At 54.1% G+C, this 20,420-nt stretch carries 16 protein-coding genes and 1 riboswitch; of the genes, 6 read left to right on the plus strand and 10 right to left on the minus strand.

Annotation, left to right across the window (positions count from 1 at the left end; translation table 11 throughout):
- Positions 1-28: 28 nt before the first annotated feature.
- The 4 genes from rplJ (at position 29) to rpoC (ending at position 9,609) form a co-directional block, all read left to right on the plus strand.
- The gene (gene rplJ / locus ACLHV8_RS01050) at positions 29-526 is read left to right on the plus strand and encodes a 50S ribosomal protein L10 (protein ID WP_004097644.1); all 498 of its coding nucleotides are present in this window, start codon (positions 29-31) and stop codon (positions 524-526) included.
- A 66-nt stretch (positions 527-592) separates the two neighbouring features.
- Complete coding sequence (rplL, locus tag ACLHV8_RS01055) at positions 593-961, plus strand: 50S ribosomal protein L7/L12 (RefSeq protein ID WP_014882064.1); 369 nt, start codon at positions 593-595, stop codon at positions 959-961.
- A gap of 319 nt (positions 962-1,280) precedes the next feature.
- Positions 1,281-5,309 (plus strand): DNA-directed RNA polymerase subunit beta, encoded by a 4,029-nt coding sequence (gene rpoB, locus ACLHV8_RS01060; RefSeq protein ID WP_014882065.1) that lies wholly within the window; start codon positions 1,281-1,283, stop codon positions 5,307-5,309.
- Between the two features lie 76 nt (positions 5,310-5,385).
- Positions 5,386-9,609: a DNA-directed RNA polymerase subunit beta' gene (gene rpoC, locus ACLHV8_RS01065; protein WP_028018476.1), complete on the plus strand. Its 4,224-nt coding sequence runs from the start codon at positions 5,386-5,388 to the stop codon at positions 9,607-9,609.
- Between the two features lie 54 nt (positions 9,610-9,663).
- Here the strand turns inward: rpoC and ACLHV8_RS01070 are convergent, their stop codons facing one another.
- From ACLHV8_RS01070 to rsd, 10 genes are all read right to left on the minus strand, one after another.
- A complete protein-coding gene (locus ACLHV8_RS01070; RefSeq protein WP_028018475.1) occupies positions 9,664-9,981 on the minus strand; it encodes a PTS lactose/cellobiose transporter subunit IIA in 318 nt (105 codons plus the stop codon).
- Positions 9,981-10,289, minus strand: a complete 309-nt coding sequence (locus tag ACLHV8_RS01075; protein ID WP_010425948.1) for a PTS sugar transporter subunit IIB — start codon at positions 10,287-10,289, stop codon at positions 9,981-9,983. The genes ACLHV8_RS01070 and ACLHV8_RS01075 overlap by 1 nt, the downstream gene beginning before the upstream one ends.
- A gap of 179 nt (positions 10,290-10,468) precedes the next feature.
- Entirely contained in the window at positions 10,469-12,010 is a 1,542-nt protein-coding gene (locus ACLHV8_RS01080; RefSeq protein WP_410376738.1) for a diguanylate cyclase domain-containing protein, read from the minus strand.
- 317 nt (positions 12,011-12,327) lie between these two features.
- On the minus strand, positions 12,328-13,461 hold the full coding sequence (gene thiH / locus ACLHV8_RS01085) for a 2-iminoacetate synthase ThiH (protein WP_128348910.1): 1,134 nt from the start codon (positions 13,459-13,461) through the stop codon (positions 12,328-12,330).
- Positions 13,458-14,228, minus strand: coding sequence for a thiazole synthase (thiG, locus tag ACLHV8_RS01090; RefSeq protein ID WP_208595243.1), 771 nt, complete (start codon positions 14,226-14,228; stop codon positions 13,458-13,460). The genes thiH and thiG overlap by 4 nt, the downstream gene beginning before the upstream one ends.
- 1 nt (position 14,229) lies before the next feature.
- Positions 14,230-14,430: a sulfur carrier protein ThiS gene (thiS, locus tag ACLHV8_RS01095; RefSeq protein ID WP_028018471.1), complete on the minus strand. Its 201-nt coding sequence runs from the start codon at positions 14,428-14,430 to the stop codon at positions 14,230-14,232.
- The gene (thiF, locus tag ACLHV8_RS01100; RefSeq protein ID WP_049007700.1) at positions 14,414-15,169 is read right to left on the minus strand and encodes a thiazole biosynthesis adenylyltransferase ThiF; all 756 of its coding nucleotides are present in this window, start codon (positions 15,167-15,169) and stop codon (positions 14,414-14,416) included. The genes thiS and thiF overlap by 17 nt, the downstream gene beginning before the upstream one ends.
- Positions 15,162-15,797, minus strand: coding sequence for a thiamine phosphate synthase (gene thiE / locus ACLHV8_RS01105; protein WP_049007699.1), 636 nt, complete (start codon positions 15,795-15,797; stop codon positions 15,162-15,164). The genes thiF and thiE overlap by 8 nt, the downstream gene beginning before the upstream one ends.
- Positions 15,797-17,695 carry a phosphomethylpyrimidine synthase ThiC gene (gene thiC, locus ACLHV8_RS01110; protein WP_049007698.1) on the minus strand — a complete coding sequence of 633 codons (1,899 nt, stop codon included), beginning with the start codon at positions 17,693-17,695 and terminating at the stop codon, positions 15,797-15,799. Before thiC ends, thiE begins: the two co-directional genes overlap by 1 nt.
- A 78-nt stretch (positions 17,696-17,773) precedes the next feature.
- Positions 17,774-17,887, minus strand: a riboswitch (TPP riboswitch).
- Between the two features lie 54 nt (positions 17,888-17,941).
- Entirely contained in the window at positions 17,942-18,439 is a 498-nt protein-coding gene (gene rsd, locus ACLHV8_RS01115) for a sigma D regulator (RefSeq protein WP_208595244.1), read from the minus strand.
- A gap of 95 nt (positions 18,440-18,534) precedes the next feature.
- Here rsd and nudC point away from each other — a divergent pair, with 95 nt between their 5' ends.
- Together nudC and hemE are read left to right on the plus strand one after the other, a co-directional pair.
- Positions 18,535-19,308, plus strand: a complete 774-nt coding sequence (gene nudC / locus ACLHV8_RS01120) for an NAD(+) diphosphatase (protein ID WP_028018466.1) — start codon at positions 18,535-18,537, stop codon at positions 19,306-19,308.
- Between the two features lie 38 nt (positions 19,309-19,346).
- Positions 19,347-20,411, plus strand: a complete 1,065-nt coding sequence (gene hemE / locus ACLHV8_RS01125) for a uroporphyrinogen decarboxylase (RefSeq protein WP_049007697.1) — start codon at positions 19,347-19,349, stop codon at positions 20,409-20,411.
- Positions 20,412-20,420: the final 9 nt, after the last annotated feature.

Below are 20,420 nucleotides of genomic sequence, written 5' to 3' on the forward strand. Positions count from 1 at the left end.
TTCCGGCAAACATCCAGGAGCAAAGCTAATGGCTTTAAATCTTCAAGACAAACAAGCGATTGTTGCTGAAGTCAGCGAAGTAGCCAAAGGCGCGCTGTCTGCAGTAGTTGCGGATTCCCGTGGCGTTACTGTAGACAAAATGACTGAACTGCGTAAAGCAGGTCGTGAAGCTGGCGTATACATGCGTGTTGTTCGTAACACCCTGCTGCGTCGCGTAGTTGAAGGTACTCCATTCGAGTGCCTGAAAGACACGTTTGTTGGTCCGACCCTGATTGCATACTCTATGGAACACCCGGGCGCTGCTGCTCGTCTGTTCAAAGAGTTCGCGAAAGCGAATGCAAAATTTGAGGTCAAAGCTGCAGCCTTTGAAGGTGAGTTGATCCCGGCATCGCAAATCGATCGCCTGGCAACCCTGCCGACCTACGAAGAAGCAATTGCACGCCTGATGGCAACCATGAAAGAAGCTTCGGCTGGCAAACTGGTTCGCACTCTGGCTGCTGTTCGCGATGCGAAAGAAGCTGCTTAATTGCAGTTGTCTTTATAAAGCATTTGCTTACGTATAAACTTATTCTGATTTTCAGGAACAATTTAAATGTCTATCACTAAAGATCAAATCATTGAAGCAGTTGCAGCTATGTCCGTAATGGACGTTGTAGAACTGATTTCTGCAATGGAAGAAAAATTCGGTGTTTCTGCTGCTGCCGCTGTAGCTGTTGCTGCTGGCCCAGCTGCTGACGCTGCTGAAGAAAAAACTGAATTCGACGTAATTCTGAAAGCTGCAGGCGCTAACAAAGTTGCTGTTATCAAAGCAGTACGTGGCGCAACTGGCCTGGGTCTGAAAGAAGCTAAAGACCTGGTAGAATCTGCTCCAGCTGCGCTGAAAGAAGGCGTGAGCAAAGACGACGCAGAAGCACTGAAAAAATCTCTGGAAGAAGCTGGCGCTGAAGTTGAAGTTAAATAAGCCAACTTTTCTGGTTGCAGCCTAAGTAATTAGGCTGATGGCTGGTGACTTTTTAGTCACCAGCCTTTTTGCGCTGTAAGGCATCAGTAGCATTTCACACTGTTTGACTGCTGGTTGTCCTGACAATGCTTGTTTCTATCGACGACTTAATATATTGCGACAGGGTGCTCGCTCTGTGTAAATCGCAACGAAATGGTTTAAGCGTGATAGCAACAGGTATTGCGGAAAGTATTCGATTTTCCGGTCCACAAAATGGTGTTGCACAAACTGTCCCTTCGTCGGACAGATGGGTCGACTTGTCAGCGAGCTGAGGAACCCTATGGTTTACTCCTATACCGAGAAAAAACGTATTCGTAAGGATTTTGGTAAACGTCCACAAGTTCTGGACATTCCATATCTCCTTTCTATCCAGCTTGACTCGTTCCAGAAGTTTATCGAGCAAGATCCTGAAGGGCAGTACGGTCTGGAAGCAGCCTTCCGTTCCGTGTTCCCGATTCAGAGCTACAGCGGTAATTCCGAGCTGCAGTACGTCAGCTATCGCCTTGGCGAGCCGGTGTTTGACGTTCAGGAATGTCAGATCCGTGGCGTGACCTATTCCGCACCGCTGCGCGTAAAACTGCGTCTGGTGATCTATGAGCGCGAAGCGCCAGAAGGCACCGTAAAAGACATTAAAGAACAAGAAGTCTACATGGGTGAAATTCCACTCATGACAGACAACGGTACTTTCGTCATCAACGGTACTGAGCGTGTTATCGTTTCCCAGCTGCATCGTAGCCCGGGCGTCTTCTTCGACAGCGATAAAGGTAAAACACACTCTTCCGGTAAAGTACTGTATAACGCGCGCATCATTCCTTACCGTGGTTCATGGCTGGACTTCGAGTTCGATCCAAAAGACAACCTGTTTGTCCGTATCGACCGTCGTCGTAAACTGCCTGCAACCATCATTCTGCGTGCGCTGCAATATACCACTGAGCAGATCCTGGACCTGTTCTTTGAGAAAGTGATCTTTGAAATCCGCGACAACAAGCTGCAGATGGAGCTGGTGCCGGAACGTCTGCGTGGTGAGACCGCGTCGTTCGACATCGAAGCCGACGGCAAAGTGTATGTGGAAAAAGGTCGCCGTATCACCGCGCGCCACATCCGCCAGCTGGAAAAAGATGATATCAAACACATCGAAGTTCCAGTTGAATACATTGCAGGAAAAGTAGCCGCGAAAGATTACGTTGATGAATCAACTGGCGAGCTGATCTGCCCGGCGAACATGGAGCTGAGCCTGGATCTGCTGGCTAAGCTGAGCCAGTCTGGCCACAAACGTATCGAAACGCTGTTCACCAACGATCTGGACCATGGTCCATACATCTCTGAGACTATCCGCGTCGACCCAACGACCGATCGTCTGAGTGCGCTGGTTGAAATCTACCGCATGATGCGTCCTGGTGAGCCACCAACTCGCGAAGCGGCTGAAAGCCTGTTCGAGAACCTGTTCTTCTCCGAAGACCGCTACGATCTGTCCGCGGTTGGTCGTATGAAGTTCAACCGTTCTCTGCTGCGTGATGAGATCGAAGGTTCCGGTATCCTGAGCAAAGACGACATCATCGAAGTGATGAAGAAGCTCATCGATATCCGTAACGGTAAAGGCGAAGTGGATGATATCGACCACCTCGGCAACCGTCGTATCCGTTCCGTTGGCGAAATGGCGGAAAACCAGTTCCGCGTTGGCCTGGTACGTGTAGAGCGTGCGGTGAAAGAGCGTCTGTCTCTGGGCGATCTGGATACCCTGATGCCTCAGGATATGATCAACGCCAAGCCGATCTCTGCAGCAGTGAAAGAGTTCTTCGGTTCCAGCCAGCTGTCTCAGTTCATGGACCAGAACAACCCGCTGTCTGAGATCACGCACAAGCGTCGTATCTCTGCACTCGGCCCAGGCGGTCTGACCCGTGAACGCGCAGGCTTCGAAGTTCGAGACGTACACCCGACTCACTATGGTCGCGTATGTCCAATCGAAACGCCTGAAGGTCCAAACATCGGTCTGATCAACTCCCTGTCCGTGTACGCACAGACAAACGAATACGGTTTCCTCGAGACCCCGTATCGTAAAGTGACCGACGGTGTTGTAACCGACGAGATTCATTACCTGTCTGCTATCGAAGAAGGTAACTACGTTATCGCTCAGGCGAACTCCAACCTGGATGACGAAGGCCACTTTGTAGAAGATCTGGTTACCTGCCGTAGCAAAGGCGAATCCAGCTTGTTCAGCCGCGACCAGGTTGACTACATGGACGTATCCACCCAACAGGTGGTATCCGTCGGTGCGTCCCTGATCCCGTTCCTGGAACACGATGACGCCAACCGTGCATTGATGGGTGCGAACATGCAACGTCAGGCCGTTCCGACTCTGCGCGCTGATAAGCCGCTGGTTGGTACCGGTATGGAACGTGCTGTTGCCGTTGACTCCGGTGTTACTGCAGTTGCTAAACGTGGCGGTACTGTTCAGTACGTGGATGCCTCTCGTATCGTTATCAAAGTTAACGAAGACGAGATGTACCCGGGTGAAGCAGGTATCGACATTTATAACCTGACCAAATACACCCGTTCTAACCAGAACACCTGTATCAACCAGATGCCTTGCGTATCTCTGGGTGAGCCAGTTGAGCGCGGCGACGTGCTGGCAGACGGTCCGTCCACCGACCTCGGTGAACTGGCGCTCGGTCAGAACATGCGCGTAGCGTTCATGCCGTGGAACGGTTACAACTTCGAAGACTCCATCCTCGTCTCCGAGCGTGTGGTTCAGGAAGATCGTTTCACCACCATCCACATTCAGGAACTGGCATGTGTGTCCCGTGACACCAAGCTGGGGCCAGAAGAGATCACCGCTGACATCCCTAACGTGGGTGAAGCTGCGCTCTCTAAACTGGATGAATCCGGTATTGTTTACATCGGTGCGGAAGTGACCGGCGGCGACATTCTGGTTGGTAAGGTAACGCCGAAAGGTGAAACCCAGCTGACGCCAGAAGAGAAACTGCTGCGTGCAATCTTCGGTGAGAAAGCGTCTGACGTTAAAGACTCTTCTCTGCGCGTACCAAACGGTGTTTCCGGTACGGTTATCGACGTTCAGGTCTTCACTCGTGATGGCGTTGAAAAAGATAAGCGTGCGCTGGAAATCGAAGAGATGCAGCTCAAACAGGCTAAGAAAGACCTGTCTGAAGAACTGCAGATCCTCGAAGCAGGTCTGTTCAGCCGTATTTATGCGGTGCTGGTTGCCGGTGGCGTTGAAGCTGAGAAGCTCGACAAACTGCCACGCGATCGCTGGCTGGAACTGGGCCTGACCGACGAAGAGAAACAAAATCAGCTGGAACAACTGGCTGAGCAGTATGACGAACTGAAACACGAGTTCGAGAAAAAACTCGAAGCGAAACGCCGTAAAATCACTCAGGGCGACGATCTGGCACCAGGCGTGCTGAAGATTGTTAAGGTATATCTGGCTGTTAAACGTCAGATCCAGCCTGGTGATAAGATGGCAGGTCGTCACGGTAACAAGGGTGTTATCTCTAAGATCAACCCGATCGAAGATATGCCGCACGATGCTAACGGTACGCCGGTAGATATCGTACTGAACCCACTGGGCGTACCGTCTCGTATGAACATCGGTCAGATTCTGGAAACCCACCTGGGTATGGCTGCAAAAGGTATTGGCGACAAGATTAACGCCATGCTGAAACAGCAGCAGGAAGTCGCGAAACTGCGCGAGTTCATCCAGCGTGCCTACGATCTGGGTACCGATGTGCGTCAGAAAGTCGACCTGAACACCTTCAGCGATGAAGAAGTGCTGCGTCTGGCAGAGAACCTGCGCAAAGGTATGCCAATTGCAACGCCGGTATTCGACGGTGCAAAAGAAGCTGAAATTAAAGAGCTGCTGCAACTGGGTGGTCTGCCAACGTCTGGTCAGATTACGCTGTTTGACGGCCGTACCGGTGAACAGTTCGAGCGTCCGGTAACCGTAGGTTACATGTACATGCTGAAACTGAACCACCTGGTCGACGACAAAATGCACGCTCGTTCTACCGGTTCTTACAGCCTGGTTACTCAGCAGCCGCTGGGTGGTAAGGCACAGTTCGGTGGTCAGCGCTTCGGGGAGATGGAAGTGTGGGCGCTGGAAGCATACGGCGCGGCATACACCCTGCAGGAAATGCTCACCGTTAAGTCTGATGACGTGAACGGTCGTACCAAGATGTATAAAAACATCGTGGACGGCAACCATCAGATGGAACCGGGCATGCCAGAATCCTTCAACGTACTGTTGAAAGAGATTCGTTCGCTGGGTATCAACATCGAACTGGAAGACGAGTAATTCTCGCTCAAACAGGTCACTGGTGCCGGGTTAACCCCCGGCACCAGATTGTGCTAACTCCGACGGGAGCAAATCCGTGAAAGATTTATTAAAGTTTCTGAAAGCGCAGACTAAAACCGAAGAGTTTGATGCGATCAAAATTGCTCTGGCTTCGCCAGACATGATCCGTTCATGGTCGTTCGGTGAAGTTAAAAAGCCGGAAACCATCAACTACCGTACGTTCAAACCTGAGCGTGACGGCCTTTTCTGTGCGCGTATTTTCGGGCCAGTAAAAGATTACGAGTGCCTGTGCGGTAAGTACAAGCGCCTGAAACACCGTGGTGTGATCTGTGAGAAGTGCGGCGTTGAAGTGACCCAGACCAAAGTGCGCCGTGAGCGCATGGGCCACATTGAGCTGGCATCTCCAACCGCTCACATCTGGTTCCTGAAATCTCTGCCGTCCCGTATCGGTCTGCTGCTGGATATGCCGCTGCGCGATATCGAACGTGTTCTGTACTTCGAATCTTATGTGGTTATCGAAGGCGGGATGACGAATCTGGAACGTCACCAGATCCTGACTGAAGAGCAGTATCTGGACGCGCTGGAAGAATTCGGTGACGAATTCGACGCGAAGATGGGTGCGGAAGCTATTCAGGCCCTGCTGAAGAGCATGGATCTGGAGCAAGAGTGCGAGCAGCTGCGTGAAGAGCTGAACGAAACCAACTCCGAAACCAAGCGTAAAAAGCTGACCAAGCGTATCAAACTGCTGGAAGCGTTCGTTCAGTCTGGTAACAAACCAGAGTGGATGATCCTGACCGTTCTGCCGGTTCTGCCGCCAGATCTGCGTCCATTGGTTCCGCTGGATGGTGGCCGTTTCGCGACTTCTGACCTGAACGATCTATATCGTCGCGTCATTAACCGTAACAACCGTCTGAAACGTCTGCTGGATCTGGCTGCGCCGGATATCATCGTACGCAACGAAAAACGTATGCTGCAGGAAGCAGTAGATGCCCTGCTGGATAACGGTCGTCGCGGTCGTGCGATCACCGGTTCTAACAAACGTCCTCTGAAATCTTTGGCCGACATGATCAAAGGTAAGCAGGGTCGTTTCCGTCAGAACCTGCTCGGTAAGCGTGTTGACTACTCCGGTCGTTCTGTAATCACCGTAGGTCCATACCTGCGTCTGCATCAGTGCGGTCTGCCTAAGAAAATGGCGCTGGAGCTGTTCAAACCGTTCATCTACGGCAAGCTGGAGCTGCGTGGCCTGGCCACCACCATCAAAGCCGCTAAGAAAATGGTTGAGCGTGAAGAAGCTGTCGTTTGGGATATCCTGGACGAAGTTATCCGCGAACACCCGGTACTGCTGAACCGTGCACCAACCCTGCACCGTCTGGGTATCCAGGCATTTGAGCCAGTCCTGATCGAAGGTAAAGCTATCCAGCTGCACCCGCTGGTTTGTGCGGCATATAACGCCGACTTCGATGGTGACCAGATGGCTGTTCACGTACCGTTGACGCTGGAAGCCCAGCTGGAAGCGCGTGCGCTGATGATGTCTACCAACAACATCCTGTCTCCAGCGAACGGTGAACCTATTATCGTTCCTTCTCAGGACGTTGTATTGGGTCTGTACTACATGACCCGTGACTGTGTTAACGCCAAAGGCGAAGGCATGGTACTGACTGGCCCGAAAGAAGCTGAGCGTATTTATCGCGCTGGCCTGGCCTCTCTGCATGCGCGCGTTAAAGTGCGTATCACCGAATACGAAAAAGATGAAAACGGCGAGTTCGTTGCGAAAACCAGCCTGAAAGACACGACCGTTGGCCGTGCCATTCTGTGGATGATCGTACCGAAGGGTCTGCCTTTCTCCATCGTCAACCAGGCGCTGGGCAAGAAAGCGATCTCCAAAATGCTGAACACCTGTTACCGCATTCTGGGTCTGAAGCCGACCGTAATCTTCGCTGACCAGACAATGTACACCGGCTTTGCTTATGCAGCGCGTTCAGGTGCATCTGTTGGTATTGATGACATGGTCATCCCAGAGAAGAAACACGAGATCATCTCTGAAGCGGAAGCCGAAGTTGCTGAGATCCAGGAGCAGTTCCAGTCTGGTCTGGTAACCGCGGGCGAACGCTATAACAAAGTTATCGATATCTGGGCTGCGGCGAACGATCGTGTATCCAAGGCGATGATGGATAACCTGCAGACCGAAACCGTGATTAACCGTGACGGCGTTGAAGAACAGCAGGTTTCCTTCAACAGCATCTACATGATGGCCGACTCCGGTGCGCGTGGTTCTGCTGCACAGATTCGTCAGCTGGCAGGTATGCGTGGTCTGATGGCGAAGCCAGATGGCTCCATCATCGAAACGCCAATCACCGCGAACTTCCGTGAAGGTCTGAACGTACTCCAGTACTTCATCTCTACTCACGGTGCTCGTAAAGGTCTGGCGGATACCGCACTGAAAACAGCGAACTCCGGTTATCTGACGCGTCGTCTGGTTGACGTTGCGCAGGATCTGGTTGTAACCGAAGACGATTGTGGCACCCTCGAAGGTATCACCATGACCCCGGTTATCGAGGGTGGTGATGTTAAAGAGCCGCTGCGCGATCGCGTACTGGGTCGTGTAACCGCGGAAGACATTCTGAAGCCGGGTACTGCAGACATTCTGGTTCCACGCAATACGCTGCTGCACGAACAGTGGTGTGACCTGCTGGAAGCAAACTCTGTTGACTCAGTGAAAGTACGTTCCGTTGTATCCTGTGACACCGACTTTGGTGTATGTGCGCACTGCTATGGTCGTGACCTGGCGCGTGGCCACATCATCAACAAAGGTGAAGCAATCGGTGTTATCGCGGCGCAGTCCATCGGTGAGCCGGGTACACAGCTGACGATGCGTACGTTCCACATCGGTGGTGCGGCATCTCGTGCGGCTGCTGAATCCAGCATCCAGGTGAAAAACAAAGGTAGCATCAAGCTCAGCAACGCGAAGTCTGTTGTTAACTCCGCAGGCAAGCTGGTTGTGACCTCTCGTAACACCGAGCTGAAACTGATCGACGAATTCGGTCGTACCAAAGAGAGCTATAAAGTACCTTACGGTGCGGTTATGGCGAAAGGTGATGGTGAGCAGGTTGCCGGCGGTGAAACCGTTGCAAACTGGGATCCACACACCATGCCAGTTATCACCGAAGTAAGTGGTTTCATCCGCTTCACTGACATGATCGACGGCCAGACCATTACTCGTCAGACTGACGAGCTGACCGGTCTGTCTTCTCTGGTGGTTCTGGATTCCGCAGAGCGTACTACTGGCGGTAAAGATCTGCGTCCTGCACTGAAAATCGTTGATGCTCAGGGTAACGACGTTCTGATCCCGGGTACCGATATGCCTGCGCAGTACTTCCTGCCAGGTAAAGCGATTGTACAGCTGGAAGATGGCGTACAGATCAGCTCTGGTGACACCTTGGCGCGTATTCCTCAGGAATCCGGCGGTACTAAGGACATCACCGGTGGTCTGCCACGCGTTGCGGACCTGTTCGAAGCACGTCGTCCGAAAGAGCCGGCAATCCTGGCTGAAATCAGCGGTATCATTTCCTTCGGTAAAGAGACCAAAGGTAAACGCCGTCTGGTTATCACTCCAGTAGATGGCAGCGAGCCGTACGAAGAGATGATTCCTAAGTGGCGTCAGCTCAACGTGTTCGAAGGTGAACGTGTAGAACGTGGTGACGTGGTTTCCGACGGTCCAGAAGCGCCGCACGATATCCTGCGTCTGCGTGGTGTGCATGCTGTTACTCGTTACATCGTTAACGAAGTACAGGACGTATACCGTCTGCAGGGCGTTAAGATTAACGATAAACACATCGAAGTTATCGTTCGTCAGATGCTGCGTAAAGCAACCATCGAAAACGCAGGTAGCTCTGAGTTCCTGGAAGGCGAGCAGGTTGAATACTCTCGCGTTAAGATCGCTAACCGCGATCTGGAAGCGAACGGCAAAATCGGTGCGACCTTCGCACGCGATCTGCTGGGTATCACCAAAGCGTCTCTGGCAACCGAGTCCTTCATCTCTGCAGCATCGTTCCAGGAAACTACGCGTGTCCTGACCGAAGCGGCTGTTGCAGGTAAACGTGATGAACTGCGCGGTCTGAAAGAGAACGTTATCGTGGGTCGTCTGATCCCGGCTGGTACCGGCTATGCGTACCATCAGGATCGTATGCGTCGTCGTGCTGCGGGTGAACTGCCAGCTGCACCGCAGGTCACTGCTGAAGATGCATCCGCGAGCCTGGCAGAACTGCTGAACGCAGGTCTGGGTGGTTCCGACAACGAGTAATCGTTGATTCAGCTAATAAAAAACCCGCTTCGGCGGGTTTTTTTATCTCTTTTTTCAGTTAATCAGCGGTAGCCGACGGTACAGCTCTATCATATCGCCCGCCAGGTCCTGAATGACCATCGCGTTCATCAGGTGATCCTGAGAATGGACGGTGATCAGGTTAACCGGCAGCTTCCCGGTACCTTCATCAAGACCAATAAGCTGCGTCTGAATCGTGTGCGCATGCTTCACATATTCGCGCGACTCTTCCATCGCCTTTTCGGCTTCGGCAAAGTCACCTTTACGTGCCATCTGCAACGCCGTAAGGGCAGCACTGCGTGCCGCACCTGCGTTGACGAGCAGTTCCATGATTGTGGTTTCTAAGTCTTCCATTATGACTCCAGCAGTTTGAGCGCTTTTTCCAGTACGGCATCGCCTTTCATCATGCCGTAATCCATCATGTCGATCACCGCGACCTTTTTACCCAGTGGGTCGGCCTGTGCCTGTAGTTTAGCCTGCTCGTATTTAACCTGTGGCCCCAGTAATACGATGTCGGCCGTCGCGATGTTGTCTTTAAACTCCGCAACCGGAACGGCCTTAATGGTGACTTCAACCCCTTTTTTCTGTGCGGCATCTTTCATACGTTGAACCAGCATGCTGGTTGACATTCCCGCTGCACAGCATAAAACGATGTTCTTCATAATCAGCCTCGATCTACATGTGTTTATTGATAATTATCCCGTGCAGAACGCTTCAACAACCGCTTTACCGTGATTGTGTGTGAGGCATCACAAAGAAACCGACGATTTTCTGAAACCGGTTACAATTTTGCATTGGTGAGCAGCTTACCCGCCGGAACGGGCAGGCTGAAAGGTGAGGATTAGCTGATGGACGTGCGGATAATGCGATTTTTTCCCTGCTGCTTCGCGCTGTAAAGTGCGTTATCAACACTACCCACAAATTGTCCCAGCGGTTCGTGGTGCCATTCTCCCAGACCACCACTGAACGTTACCCGCAGGTTTTCTTCCCGCCAGGCGCGTTTTTCAACGGCGGTACGCCACGCCTCAAGTAATGAAAGTGCAGAAGCAATCTGCTCAGCCTGGAAGACTACCGCGAACTCTTCCCCTCCGTAACGGTAAACCGAGACGTGATGTGGCTGCATTATCTGGAGCCCTTCGCGGGCCACGTTGCGCAGGACGATGTCACCGGTTAAGTGGCCCAGCGTATCGTTAATCGACTTGAAGTTATCAATATCCACCAGCGCCATTGCAAAAGGCTGGTGTGCTTCCAGAAGCTCCGCCACATCGCTATCGAACGCGCGGCGGTTTTTGCAGCCCGTCAGCGCATCGTGCGTTGCCTGGCGGACATACGCCATCTCACGCTCTTTATTGGACTGGATAGTGTGGCTCAGCATCGCTTCCAGACGCGGCGCTTCGCTGACGACGCCGGTTTTGATGGCATTGATAATGTGCATCAGCACGGTACGCGATGCATGGCGCAGGTATAAACCAAAGAGGATGATGATGATGGCCGCCAGGGCAAACCCCCAGCCAACAATCGTCGTTTCGTGGCGAGTAATATCAGTGAGCGTCGCACCCGATACCCGGTAAATAACAAACCAGTCCGGGTTGGTAAACGAATAATAGTAATACCAGGCGTTGCTTTTCTTGTCGTAAAGATACCCTTCGCCGCTGGTCATTTTGTCCATCAGCGCTTCGCTCACGTACTGCTTGAAGAGTGCACCGGTATCTGGGTGCAGCACCACAGCACCGTCGCGTTCGACGATGAAGAACTCCCCCTGAACGGGTGCTACCATCTGGCGCAGAGTATAGCCCATTGACGTGAGATCGAGATGAAAAGCGAGCGTTCCCTTCAGCCTGCCTTCTGGTGAAATCACGGGCTTATAAAGAGTGACCGTGGGGTGACCCGTAAAGTAATCCATATAAGGGCGGGTATAGTGGCTGAAGATGCTGGCTTCCGCCTGGGCGACAAACCACGGTCGCGTCCGGGGATCGAAGGTTTTACTCGTCTCCGTAGGGAGCACTTCCGGTGCGCGGAGATAATGCCCCTGCGTGTCTGCCAGTGAAATGGATGAGACGGTCGGCATCAGGTTCTGCAAATGCATCATCATCTGCAGCCCCTGCGTCGGGTTAACGTTTAGCGTCTCGTTTAGCCTGTCGTCGCGCGCGAAGTACATCGCGGAACGGCCAAGGATATAGTCATTTTCACGCAGGATAGATTCGGTGTAATTCACCGCCAGGTTATGCGTGAAATTGCTATTAATCTTGTGATAATCCTCAAGAAAATCTTTTCGTTGCGAAAGCGTCACCGCGACCGCGATCAGCACAAAACTGCACAGGATCCCCGCGAAGCTGAGCATAATTGGCCGGGTGAAAGAGAGTTTTTTGCTGTGAAGTGCCATGAGTTGTACATCGATCCTGATGGTGAATGCTTTTTGTCTGCCGATATCCTCTCAGCATAGTCGCTGTCCTGCGATTGGCTGTGAATTATACGATGTACGGTTTCAGACGAGATGATTTATATTAAGAATCACTAAGAAATTACTTATGAACATTCTGGATTCAGGCAGAGGCAGGGCGAAACGAGGAAGAAGCTTTTCGCCCTGGCCAGCGTCCGTTGCTGGCCTTGAGACAATAAAAAACCGGACGATTGCTGACAATCATCCGGTTTTGCCTTTTCGTCGCGTCTCGACAATTTTTTAACGTGTTGCAGTGCGTTTCAACGCAATTGCGAGGCTCTTCCCAGCCAGCTGTCCCAGTCTTTCCAGACAGGCTGTAGACCCTGTTCAATCAGGGCGGCAGCGACGGCTTCCGGACGTCGCCCGTCATGTGGCGCAAACTGCTCCAGTTCCGGATGGTCGTCGGCGTAGCCGCCGGGCTGCGTTTTGGAAAATGCGCTAACGTTGTTGATCGCAAGTGGGATCACGCGATCGCGAAACGCCGGGGACTCGCGCGTTGAGAGAGACAACTCAACCTCCGGAGCAAGCAGGCGGAACGCACAGATGGTTTGCACCAGTTGACGCTCATCCATCAGAGACGCCGGTTCAACCCCTCCCGTGCAAGGCCGCAGCCGGGGGAAGGAGATAGAGTAACGGCTCTGCCAGTAGCGTTGCTGGAGCCATAGCAGATGTTCTGCCACCATGTAGCAATCTACCCGCCAGCTATCCGATAGCCCGATCAGCGCCCCCAGACCGATTTTGTCGATCCCGGCGCGTCCCAGTCTGTCCGGTGTCTCCAGCCGGAAAAAGAAATCCTGTTTCTTTCCCTTGAGGTGGTGCCGGGCATATGTCGCCTCGTGGTAGGTTTCCTGATAAACCATGACCCCGTCCAGCCCGAGCGTTTTTAACTCCGCGTATTCCTCTTGCGACAGGGGCTGCACTTCCATTTGCAAAGAGGCAAACTGACGACGAATGGCGGGGAGGTGCTGACGAAAATAGTCCATCCCCACTTTCCCCTGATGTTCACCCGTGACCAGCAGAAGATGCTCAAAGCCCATTTCACGAATGGCCGCACACTCACGCGCAATTTCACTCTCATCGAGCGTTTTCCGCTTGATGCGGTTACTCATGGAGAAACCGCAATAGGTACAGTCATTGGCGCACAGGTTAGAGAGGTAAAGCGGGACGTAAAAACTCACCGTGTTGCCAAAGCGCTGGCGTGTCAGCCTCTGAGCACGCTGTGCCATCGGTTCAAGATAGGCGCTGGCTGCCGGGGAGAGCAGAGCCATCAAATCCTCGCGGGTGAGGTGACGGGCGTTCAATGCTCGCTCCACGTCAGCAGCCGTCTTGCTGTTGATGCGCAGGGCAATGTCGTCCCAGTTAAGCTGCCGCCAGCGCTCGGTAAACGTGCTCATGAGATTGCCTCCAGAAAACCGGTCAACGGGCTGGTGGCCTGAGCCTGAAAACTGCGTGAGCCGGGGCCGGACTCCCTTGCCAGCACGCCGGCCTCTACAGCCATGCGGAACGCACGCGCCATCATGACCGGGTCATCAGCTACCGCGATGGCCGTGTTCACCAGCACGGCGTCTGCGCCCATCTCCAGCGCCTGCGCAGCATGGCTTGGCACACCAATGCCCGCATCCACAACGACTGGCACGGTGGCCTGCTCAATAATGATTTCAAGCATCGCACGGGTTTCCAGCCCCTGATTGGAGCCGATGGGGGCGCCCAGCGGCATGACGGCGGCACAGCCGACCTCTTCCAGACGCTTGCATAGTACGGGGTCGGCTCCGCAGTAAGGCAGAACGATAAACCCCTGCTGAACCAGTTTTTCGGCTGCTTTCAGCGTTTCGATAGGGTCAGGCAGCAGCCAGCGGGCATCCGGGTGAATTTCCAGCTTCAGCCAGCGGGTGCCGAGCGCTTCTCGCGCCAGTTGTGCGGCAAAAATCGCCTCCTCTGCCGTTTTCGCACCGGACGTATTGGGCAGCAGCGTAACGCCTGCTTCCAGTAAAGGCGCCAGAATGGCATCGCTGTGGTGACGCAGGTCTACGCGCTTCATGGCCAGCGTCACCAGCTGGCTGCCGCTTTCCCGGATGGCATCCACCATCAGCTGTGGGGAGGCGAACTTTCCGGTTCCGGTAAACAGATGTGAATCAAAGACTTTATCGGCAATACGTAACATCTTAGCCCCCTGCAATAACCTGAAACAGCAGGATCTGATCACCCTCATTGACCTGCTGAAGCTCCCACTGCTCGCGCGGCAGGATCTGTTGATTGAGCGCCAGCGCCGTGCCTGGTTTAAGCTGACGTAATTTATCGAGCAAAACGGCAACGGTAAGCCCGTCGTCGCAGCTCATCGGCTCATCGTTAAACAGAATGCGCATCGTGGCCTCCGCATACCGGGCAGTGGCTGGCACGGTGAAGTGCCAGATGCCGCCAGCCGCTGGAGCGGGCATCAAACAAGCGCAGCGTATTGCGTTCCGTCTCCATGCCGCTAAGCAGCTTGATAGCTTCCAGCGCCTGCATTGTGCCCATCACGCCGACCACCGGACCAAGAATGCCCGCCGTCCGGCAGTTGCGCGTTGGCTCGGCATCATCCGGCCACAGGCAGCGATAGCAGCCCTGCGACCACGGCGGAGTCAGGACCATCATCTGCCCGCCGAAACCCACCGCGCTGGCGGTGATAAGCGGCGTATTATTTGCCACACAGGCGGCGTTGATCGCCTGACGCGTCGCCATATTGTCGGTGCAGTCCAGCACCACGTCGGCCAGGGCAACTTCGCGTTGCAGGCTTTCACCGCTGAGCCGTTGCTGTAAGGCAATCAGTTCGATATCCGGGTTAAGCTGGTTCAGCCGCTGGCGGGTGATTTGCGCTTTAGGCTGGTTAATATCCTCGGTGGTAAAGAGAATTTGCCGTTGCAGGTTGCTGAGGTGAACGTCGTCGTCATCGGCCAGTACCAGCGTGCCGACGCCCGCCCCTGCCAGATAGAGCGCGGCAGGGGCTCCTAACCCGCCCAGACCCACAATCAGAACCCGGCTGGCGAGCAGCTTTTGCTGTCCGTCAATGGCTATATCCTCCAGCAGAAGCTGACGGCTGTAGCGCATAAAATCACGATCATTCATCGCCTGCTCCTGCCAGCCGTAACAGCTTCTCGGTAGCCGACTGCCAGTCTGCTGCCTGGGTAATGGCGCTGACGACGGCAATGCTGCCGACCCCGGTCTCCAGCACCGCCGGGGCACGTTCAAGGCTAATGCCGCCGATGGCAACGGTGGGATAATCGGCAAGGCGTTCAACGTGACTCGCCAGCTGCGCCAGACCTTGCGGTGCGGAGGGCATCTGCTTGGTTTGCGTCGGGAAGACGTGGCCGAGGGCGATGTAAGAGGGGCGGGCGGTCAGCGCGACGTCGATTTCCATATCGTCATGCGTTGATACCCCCAGACGCAGCCCTGCGTCGCGGATCGCATTGAGGTCGGTTGTCTCAAGGTCTTCCTGACCCAGATGTACGCCGTAAGCCTGATGTTTGATCGCCAGTCGCCAGTAGTCGTTGATAAACAGGCGAGCGTCATAGCGACGCCCCAGCGCGATGGCAGAAACCACATCCGTCTCTACCTCTTCATCGTGTTTATCTTTAATGCGTAGCTGGATTGTGCGAACGCCCGTCGCAAGCAGGCGCTCTATCCATTCCACGCTATCCACCACCGGATAGAGCCCTAAACGAAAGGGCACAGGTGGAAAATCGGGCTGGTACATTACGCCTCCTCTTTTTTGAGGTAGATTTCACCGCCTTTGGCGCGGAAGGTTTCTGACATATCCGCCATGCCCACTTCAATGGTTTGTGCGGCAGCGTAGTCACGTACCTCCTGGCTGATTTTCATCGAGCAGAATTTCGGCCCGCACATGGAGCAGAAGTGTGCCACTTTGCCTGATTCCTGCGGCAGTGTTTCGTCGTGATAGGCGCGAGCAGTGAATGGGTCGAGCGCCAGGTTGAACTGATCTTCCCAGCGGAATTCGAAGCGTGCTTTCGACATGGCGTTATCCCGGATTTGCGCGCCCGGGTGGCCTTTCGCCAGATCGGCTGCGTGGGCGGCAATCTTGTAGGTGATCAGACCCTGTTTTACATCTTCTTTGTTTGGCAGGCCGAGGTGCTCTTTCGGCGTGACGTAGCAGAGCATGGCGCAGCCGAACCAGCCAATCATTGCCGCACCAATCCCGGAGGTGAAATGGTCATAGCCCGGCGCGATATCGGTGGTCAATGGCCCGAGGGTGTAGAACGGCGCTTCGTGGCAGTGCTCCAGCTCTTCGGTCATGTTGCGACGGATCATCTGCATTGGCACATGTCCCGGGCCTTCAATCATCACCTGTACGTCATATTCCCAGGCGATTTTGGTGAGTTCACCCAGCGTGTGCAGTTCGGCAAACTGCGCTTCGTCATTGGCATCGCGGATGGAACCAGGACGCAGACCGTCGCCCAGCGACAGAGAGACATCGTACGCGGCGCAGATTTCGCAAATCTCACGGAAGTGTTCGTAGAGGAAGTTTTCCTGATGATGGGACAGACACCACTTCGCCATGATCGAACCGCCGCGCGAGACGATGCCGGTCAGACGTTTCGCCGTCATCGGCACGTAGCGCAGCAGTACACCTGCGTGAATAGTGAAGTAGTCTACGCCCTGTTCAGCCTGTTCCAGTAACGTGTCGCGGAAGGCCTCCCAGGTAAGATCTTCGGCAATGCCGTTGACCTTCTCCAGCGCCTGATACACAGGCACCGTCCCGATTGGTACCGGGCTGTTACGCAGGATCCATTCGCGGGTTTCGTGAATATAACGGCCAGTGGAGAGGTCCATCACCGTGTCCGCACCCCAGCGCGTCGACCAGACCAGTTTTTCCACCTCTTCTTCGATAGACGAAGTAACGGCCGAGTTACCGATGTTAGCGTTGACCTTCACCAGGAAATTACGGCCAATAATCATTGGCTCAGATTCCGGGTGGTTGATGTTGGCAGGGATAATCGCGCGGCCAGCGGCGACTTCATCACGCACAAATTCCGGCGTAATGTTTTCCGGCAGGCGAGCGCCAAAACCTTCTCCAGGATGCTGGTGGCGCAGAATTTCGCTACGGATGCGCTCACGGCCCATGTTTTCGCGGATGGCGATGAACTCCATTTCGGGGGTGACGATCCCCTGACGCGCGTAGTGCAACTGGGTCACGCATTTGCCCGCTTTAGCGCGTTTCGGTGTCAGCAGGCCGGTGAAGCGCAGCTCGTCCAGACCGTCGTCGGCCAGGCGCTCTTTGGTATAGGCAGAACTTTGCTCGTTTAGCTCCTCGCTGTCCAGGCGGGCGTCGATCCACGGTTGGCGCAGCTTAGCCAGGCCTTTCTGAACGTTGATGGCAATTTCAGGGTCACCGTAGGGACCGGAGGTGTCATACACCGGCACAGCCTCGTTGTCTTCATACTGTGGGTTATCTTTGCTGCCGCCGATAAGCGTTGGGCTAAGCTGAATTTCACGCATCGGCACGCGGATATCCGCCTGAGAGCCGGTGATGTAGATGCGTTTCGAGTTCGGGAAAGCGGTGCCTTCCAGGGTATCAATGAAGTGTTGGGCGTGTGCGCGCTGTTCGCGGCGGGTCAGTTTAGTAGTGGTAGACATAGCTCATTCCAAAAGTGAAGGACATGGCTTGTCAGACGACGGATGAAGCAAGAGAAGATCGCCCGCAGGCGATACAACAGCAGTGTGACTCTTGTTCCCTTCGCAGGTATTAGCCTGATCAGGTTCCGCGGATCCCGAATTAACGGTCTCAGCCCGCGTTTTTGTAAACGCTGGGCACTCCGACAAGAAAAATCCCCCTCGTGAGAGGGGCGAATGTTTGTAAATTACTCGTTAACGATTAAGAACTCAAGCAGGGCGCGCGATGTTATCTTCGTTGCTGGCACTGAGATTGCTATCCAGCACGAGGGCGATCAGCTTATCTTCCAGTGTGAATCGCTCTTCCAGCGCTTCGCCAAGGTCGGAAAGCGCCTGCTGAAACTCAAGATAGTTATCGTGATCGATCGCATTCTCAAGCGTGGAATCGTAGTAGTCCATAATCTGCTGGGTATTGGCTTCCAGCAGCGGATAGAGTTTGCTGGCCGCTAAATACGGCGTAGTCCCTTCCATTTCGCAGATAATGCGTTCATAAATATTGAAATGGCCGTCGGACAGGTAGTCGACCAGGCTCTGACAAAAATCATCCAGCGCTTTTTCATTCAGACGCATAAACGATTCTTTGCCAGGCTTAATACCGACCAGATTGTAATAAGCCACGAGTAGATGCTTGCGCACATGTAGCCAGCGATCCACCAGTTTGTTACTTCCTCTAACGCGCTCAGTCAGGCTTTCTAGCTGGTTTAACATGTTCGACTCCGCAAAGTTTAGAATTGAATCTGCTTATCCAAAATGTAACCACAATGCTAACAACATGTCAGTGAAGCGAAGGTAGTGCAATAGATATGGATCGTATTATTGAAAAATCAGATCTTGGTTGGTGGATCGTCAGTCACGAACAAAAATTATGGCTCCCCGTCGGGGAAATTCCCTATGGTGCGGCGGAAAAATTCGATCTTGTTGGTCAACCTGCACTGAGGATCGGTGAGTGGCAGGGCGATCCCGTGTGGATGGTCCAGCAGGCTCGACGTCAGGACATGGGATCGGTTCGTCAGGTGCTGGATCTGGATGTGGGGCTGTTCCAGCTGGCGGGCCGTGGTGTACAGCTGGCGGAGTTTTATCGTTCGCATAAATACTGCGGTTACTGCGGGCATACCATGCACCCGAGCAAAACCGAGTGGGCGATGCTCTGCAGTCACTGCCGCGAACGCTACTATCCGCAGATCGCGCCGTGCATTATCGTCGCTATCCGTCGCGAGGATTCCATCCTGCTGGCGCAGCATACCCGTCACCGTAACGGCATTCACACTGTGCTGGCCGGGTTTGTCGAAGTGGGCGAAACGCTGGAGCAGGCGGTGGCGCGTGAAGTTATGGAGGAGAGCGGGATTAAAGTGAAGAACCTGCGCTATGTTACCTCTCAGCCATGGCCGTTCCCGCAGTCACTGATGACGGCATTTATGGCCGAATACGATAGCGGGGACATCGTCATCGACCAGAAAGAGTTACTGGAAGCAAACTGGTATCGGTATGACGATTTACCTCTGTTACCGCCGCCAGGTACGGTGGCGCGTCGGCTGATAGAAGATACCGTGGCAATGTGTCGGGCTGAGTATGAGTAGTGTTACACTGAGGCCATGACGCTTAAGGAACTGCAAAAATGACCGAACTGAAGAACGATCGTTATCTGCGTGCGCTGCTGCGCCAGCCCGTTGATGTCACCCCGGTGTGGATGATGCGCCAGGCGGGACGCTATCTGCCAGAGTACAAAGCCACGCGCGCGCAGGCAGGCGATTTTATGTCGCTGTGCAAAAACGCTGAGCTGGCCTGTGAAGTGACGCTCCAGCCGCTGCGCCGCTTCCCGCTGGATGCTGCGATCCTCTTCTCGGATATTCTGACCATCCCGGATGCGATGGGCCTTGGGCTCTATTTTGAAACCGGTGAAGGTCCACGTTTCACGTCCCCAATCAAAAGCAAAGTCGACGTCGACAAGCTGCCTGTTCCCGATCCTGAAGATGAACTGGGCTATGTCATGAACGCTGTGCGCACCATTCGCCGCGAGCTGAAGGGTGAAGTACCGCTGATCGGTTTCTCCGGCAGTCCGTGGACGCTGGCGACTTACATGGTTGAAGGTGGCAGCAGCAAGGCTTTCACCGTGATTAAAAAGATGATGTACGCGGAGCCGCTGGCGTTGCATGCGCTGCTCGACAAGCTGGCGAAAAGCGTCACTCTCTACCTGAACGCACAGATTAAAGCGGGCGCACAGTCGGTGATGATTTTCGACACCTGGGGCGGCGTACTTACCGGGCGCGATTATCAGCAGTTCTCGCTCTATTACATGCACAAGATCGTTGATGGCCTGCTGCGTGAAAACGAAGGTCGCCGCGTGCCGGTGACCTTGTTCACCAAAGGCGGCGGTCAGTGGCTGGAGGCGATGGCTGCAACGGGATGTGATGCGCTGGGTCTTGACTGGACAACCGATATTGCCGATGCGCGCCGTCGCGTGGGTGACAAGGTGGCGCTGCAGGGCAATATGGATCCGTCCATGCTTTATGCACAGCCGGCTCGCATTGAAGAAGAGGTGGCAACTATTCTCGCCGGTTTCGGCCAGGGCGAAGGGCACGTCTTTAACCTCGGGCATGGTATTCATCAGGACGTGCCGCCAGAACACGCTGGCGCGTTTGTGGAGGCGGTACACCGACTCTCTGCGCAATACCACAAGTAAGGAATCTCT

Origin of the sequence: Enterobacter sp. CPE_E863 (assembly GCF_046521465.1) — a bacterium.
GTDB lineage: Bacteria > Pseudomonadota > Gammaproteobacteria > Enterobacterales > Enterobacteriaceae > Enterobacter > Enterobacter adelaidei.

Bases quoted from the DNA above. Each gene is read 5' to 3' on its own strand.
- thiG (WP_208595243.1), bottom strand. From the start codon at position 14,228: ATGTTACGTATTGCCGATAAAGTCTTTGATTCACATCTGTTTACCGGA.
- ACLHV8_RS01070 (WP_028018475.1), bottom strand. From the start codon at position 9,981: ATGGAAGACTTAGAAACCACAATCATGGAACTGCTCGTCAACGCAGGT.
- rsd (WP_208595244.1), bottom strand. From the start codon at position 18,439: ATGTTAAACCAGCTAGAAAGCCTGACTGAGCGCGTTAGAGGAAGTAAC.
- thiE (WP_049007699.1), bottom strand. From the start codon at position 15,797: ATGTACCAGCCCGATTTTCCACCTGTGCCCTTTCGTTTAGGGCTCTAT.
- ACLHV8_RS01075 (WP_010425948.1), bottom strand. From the start codon at position 10,289: ATGAAGAACATCGTTTTATGCTGTGCAGCGGGAATGTCAACCAGCATG.
- thiS (WP_028018471.1), bottom strand. From the start codon at position 14,430: ATGCGCATTCTGTTTAACGATGAGCCGATGAGCTGCGACGACGGGCTT.
- hemE (WP_049007697.1), top strand. From the start codon at position 19,347: ATGACCGAACTGAAGAACGATCGTTATCTGCGTGCGCTGCTGCGCCAG.
- nudC (WP_028018466.1), top strand. From the start codon at position 18,535: ATGGATCGTATTATTGAAAAATCAGATCTTGGTTGGTGGATCGTCAGT.
- thiC (WP_049007698.1), bottom strand. From the start codon at position 17,695: ATGTCTACCACTACTAAACTGACCCGCCGCGAACAGCGCGCACACGCC.
- thiF (WP_049007700.1), bottom strand. From the start codon at position 15,169: ATGAATGATCGTGATTTTATGCGCTACAGCCGTCAGCTTCTGCTGGAG.
- rpoB (WP_014882065.1), top strand. From the start codon at position 1,281: ATGGTTTACTCCTATACCGAGAAAAAACGTATTCGTAAGGATTTTGGT.
- thiH (WP_128348910.1), bottom strand. From the start codon at position 13,461: ATGAGCACGTTTACCGAGCGCTGGCGGCAGCTTAACTGGGACGACATT.
- rplJ (WP_004097644.1), top strand. From the start codon at position 29: ATGGCTTTAAATCTTCAAGACAAACAAGCGATTGTTGCTGAAGTCAGC.
- rplL (WP_014882064.1), top strand. From the start codon at position 593: ATGTCTATCACTAAAGATCAAATCATTGAAGCAGTTGCAGCTATGTCC.
- ACLHV8_RS01080 (WP_410376738.1), bottom strand. From the start codon at position 12,010: ATGGCACTTCACAGCAAAAAACTCTCTTTCACCCGGCCAATTATGCTC.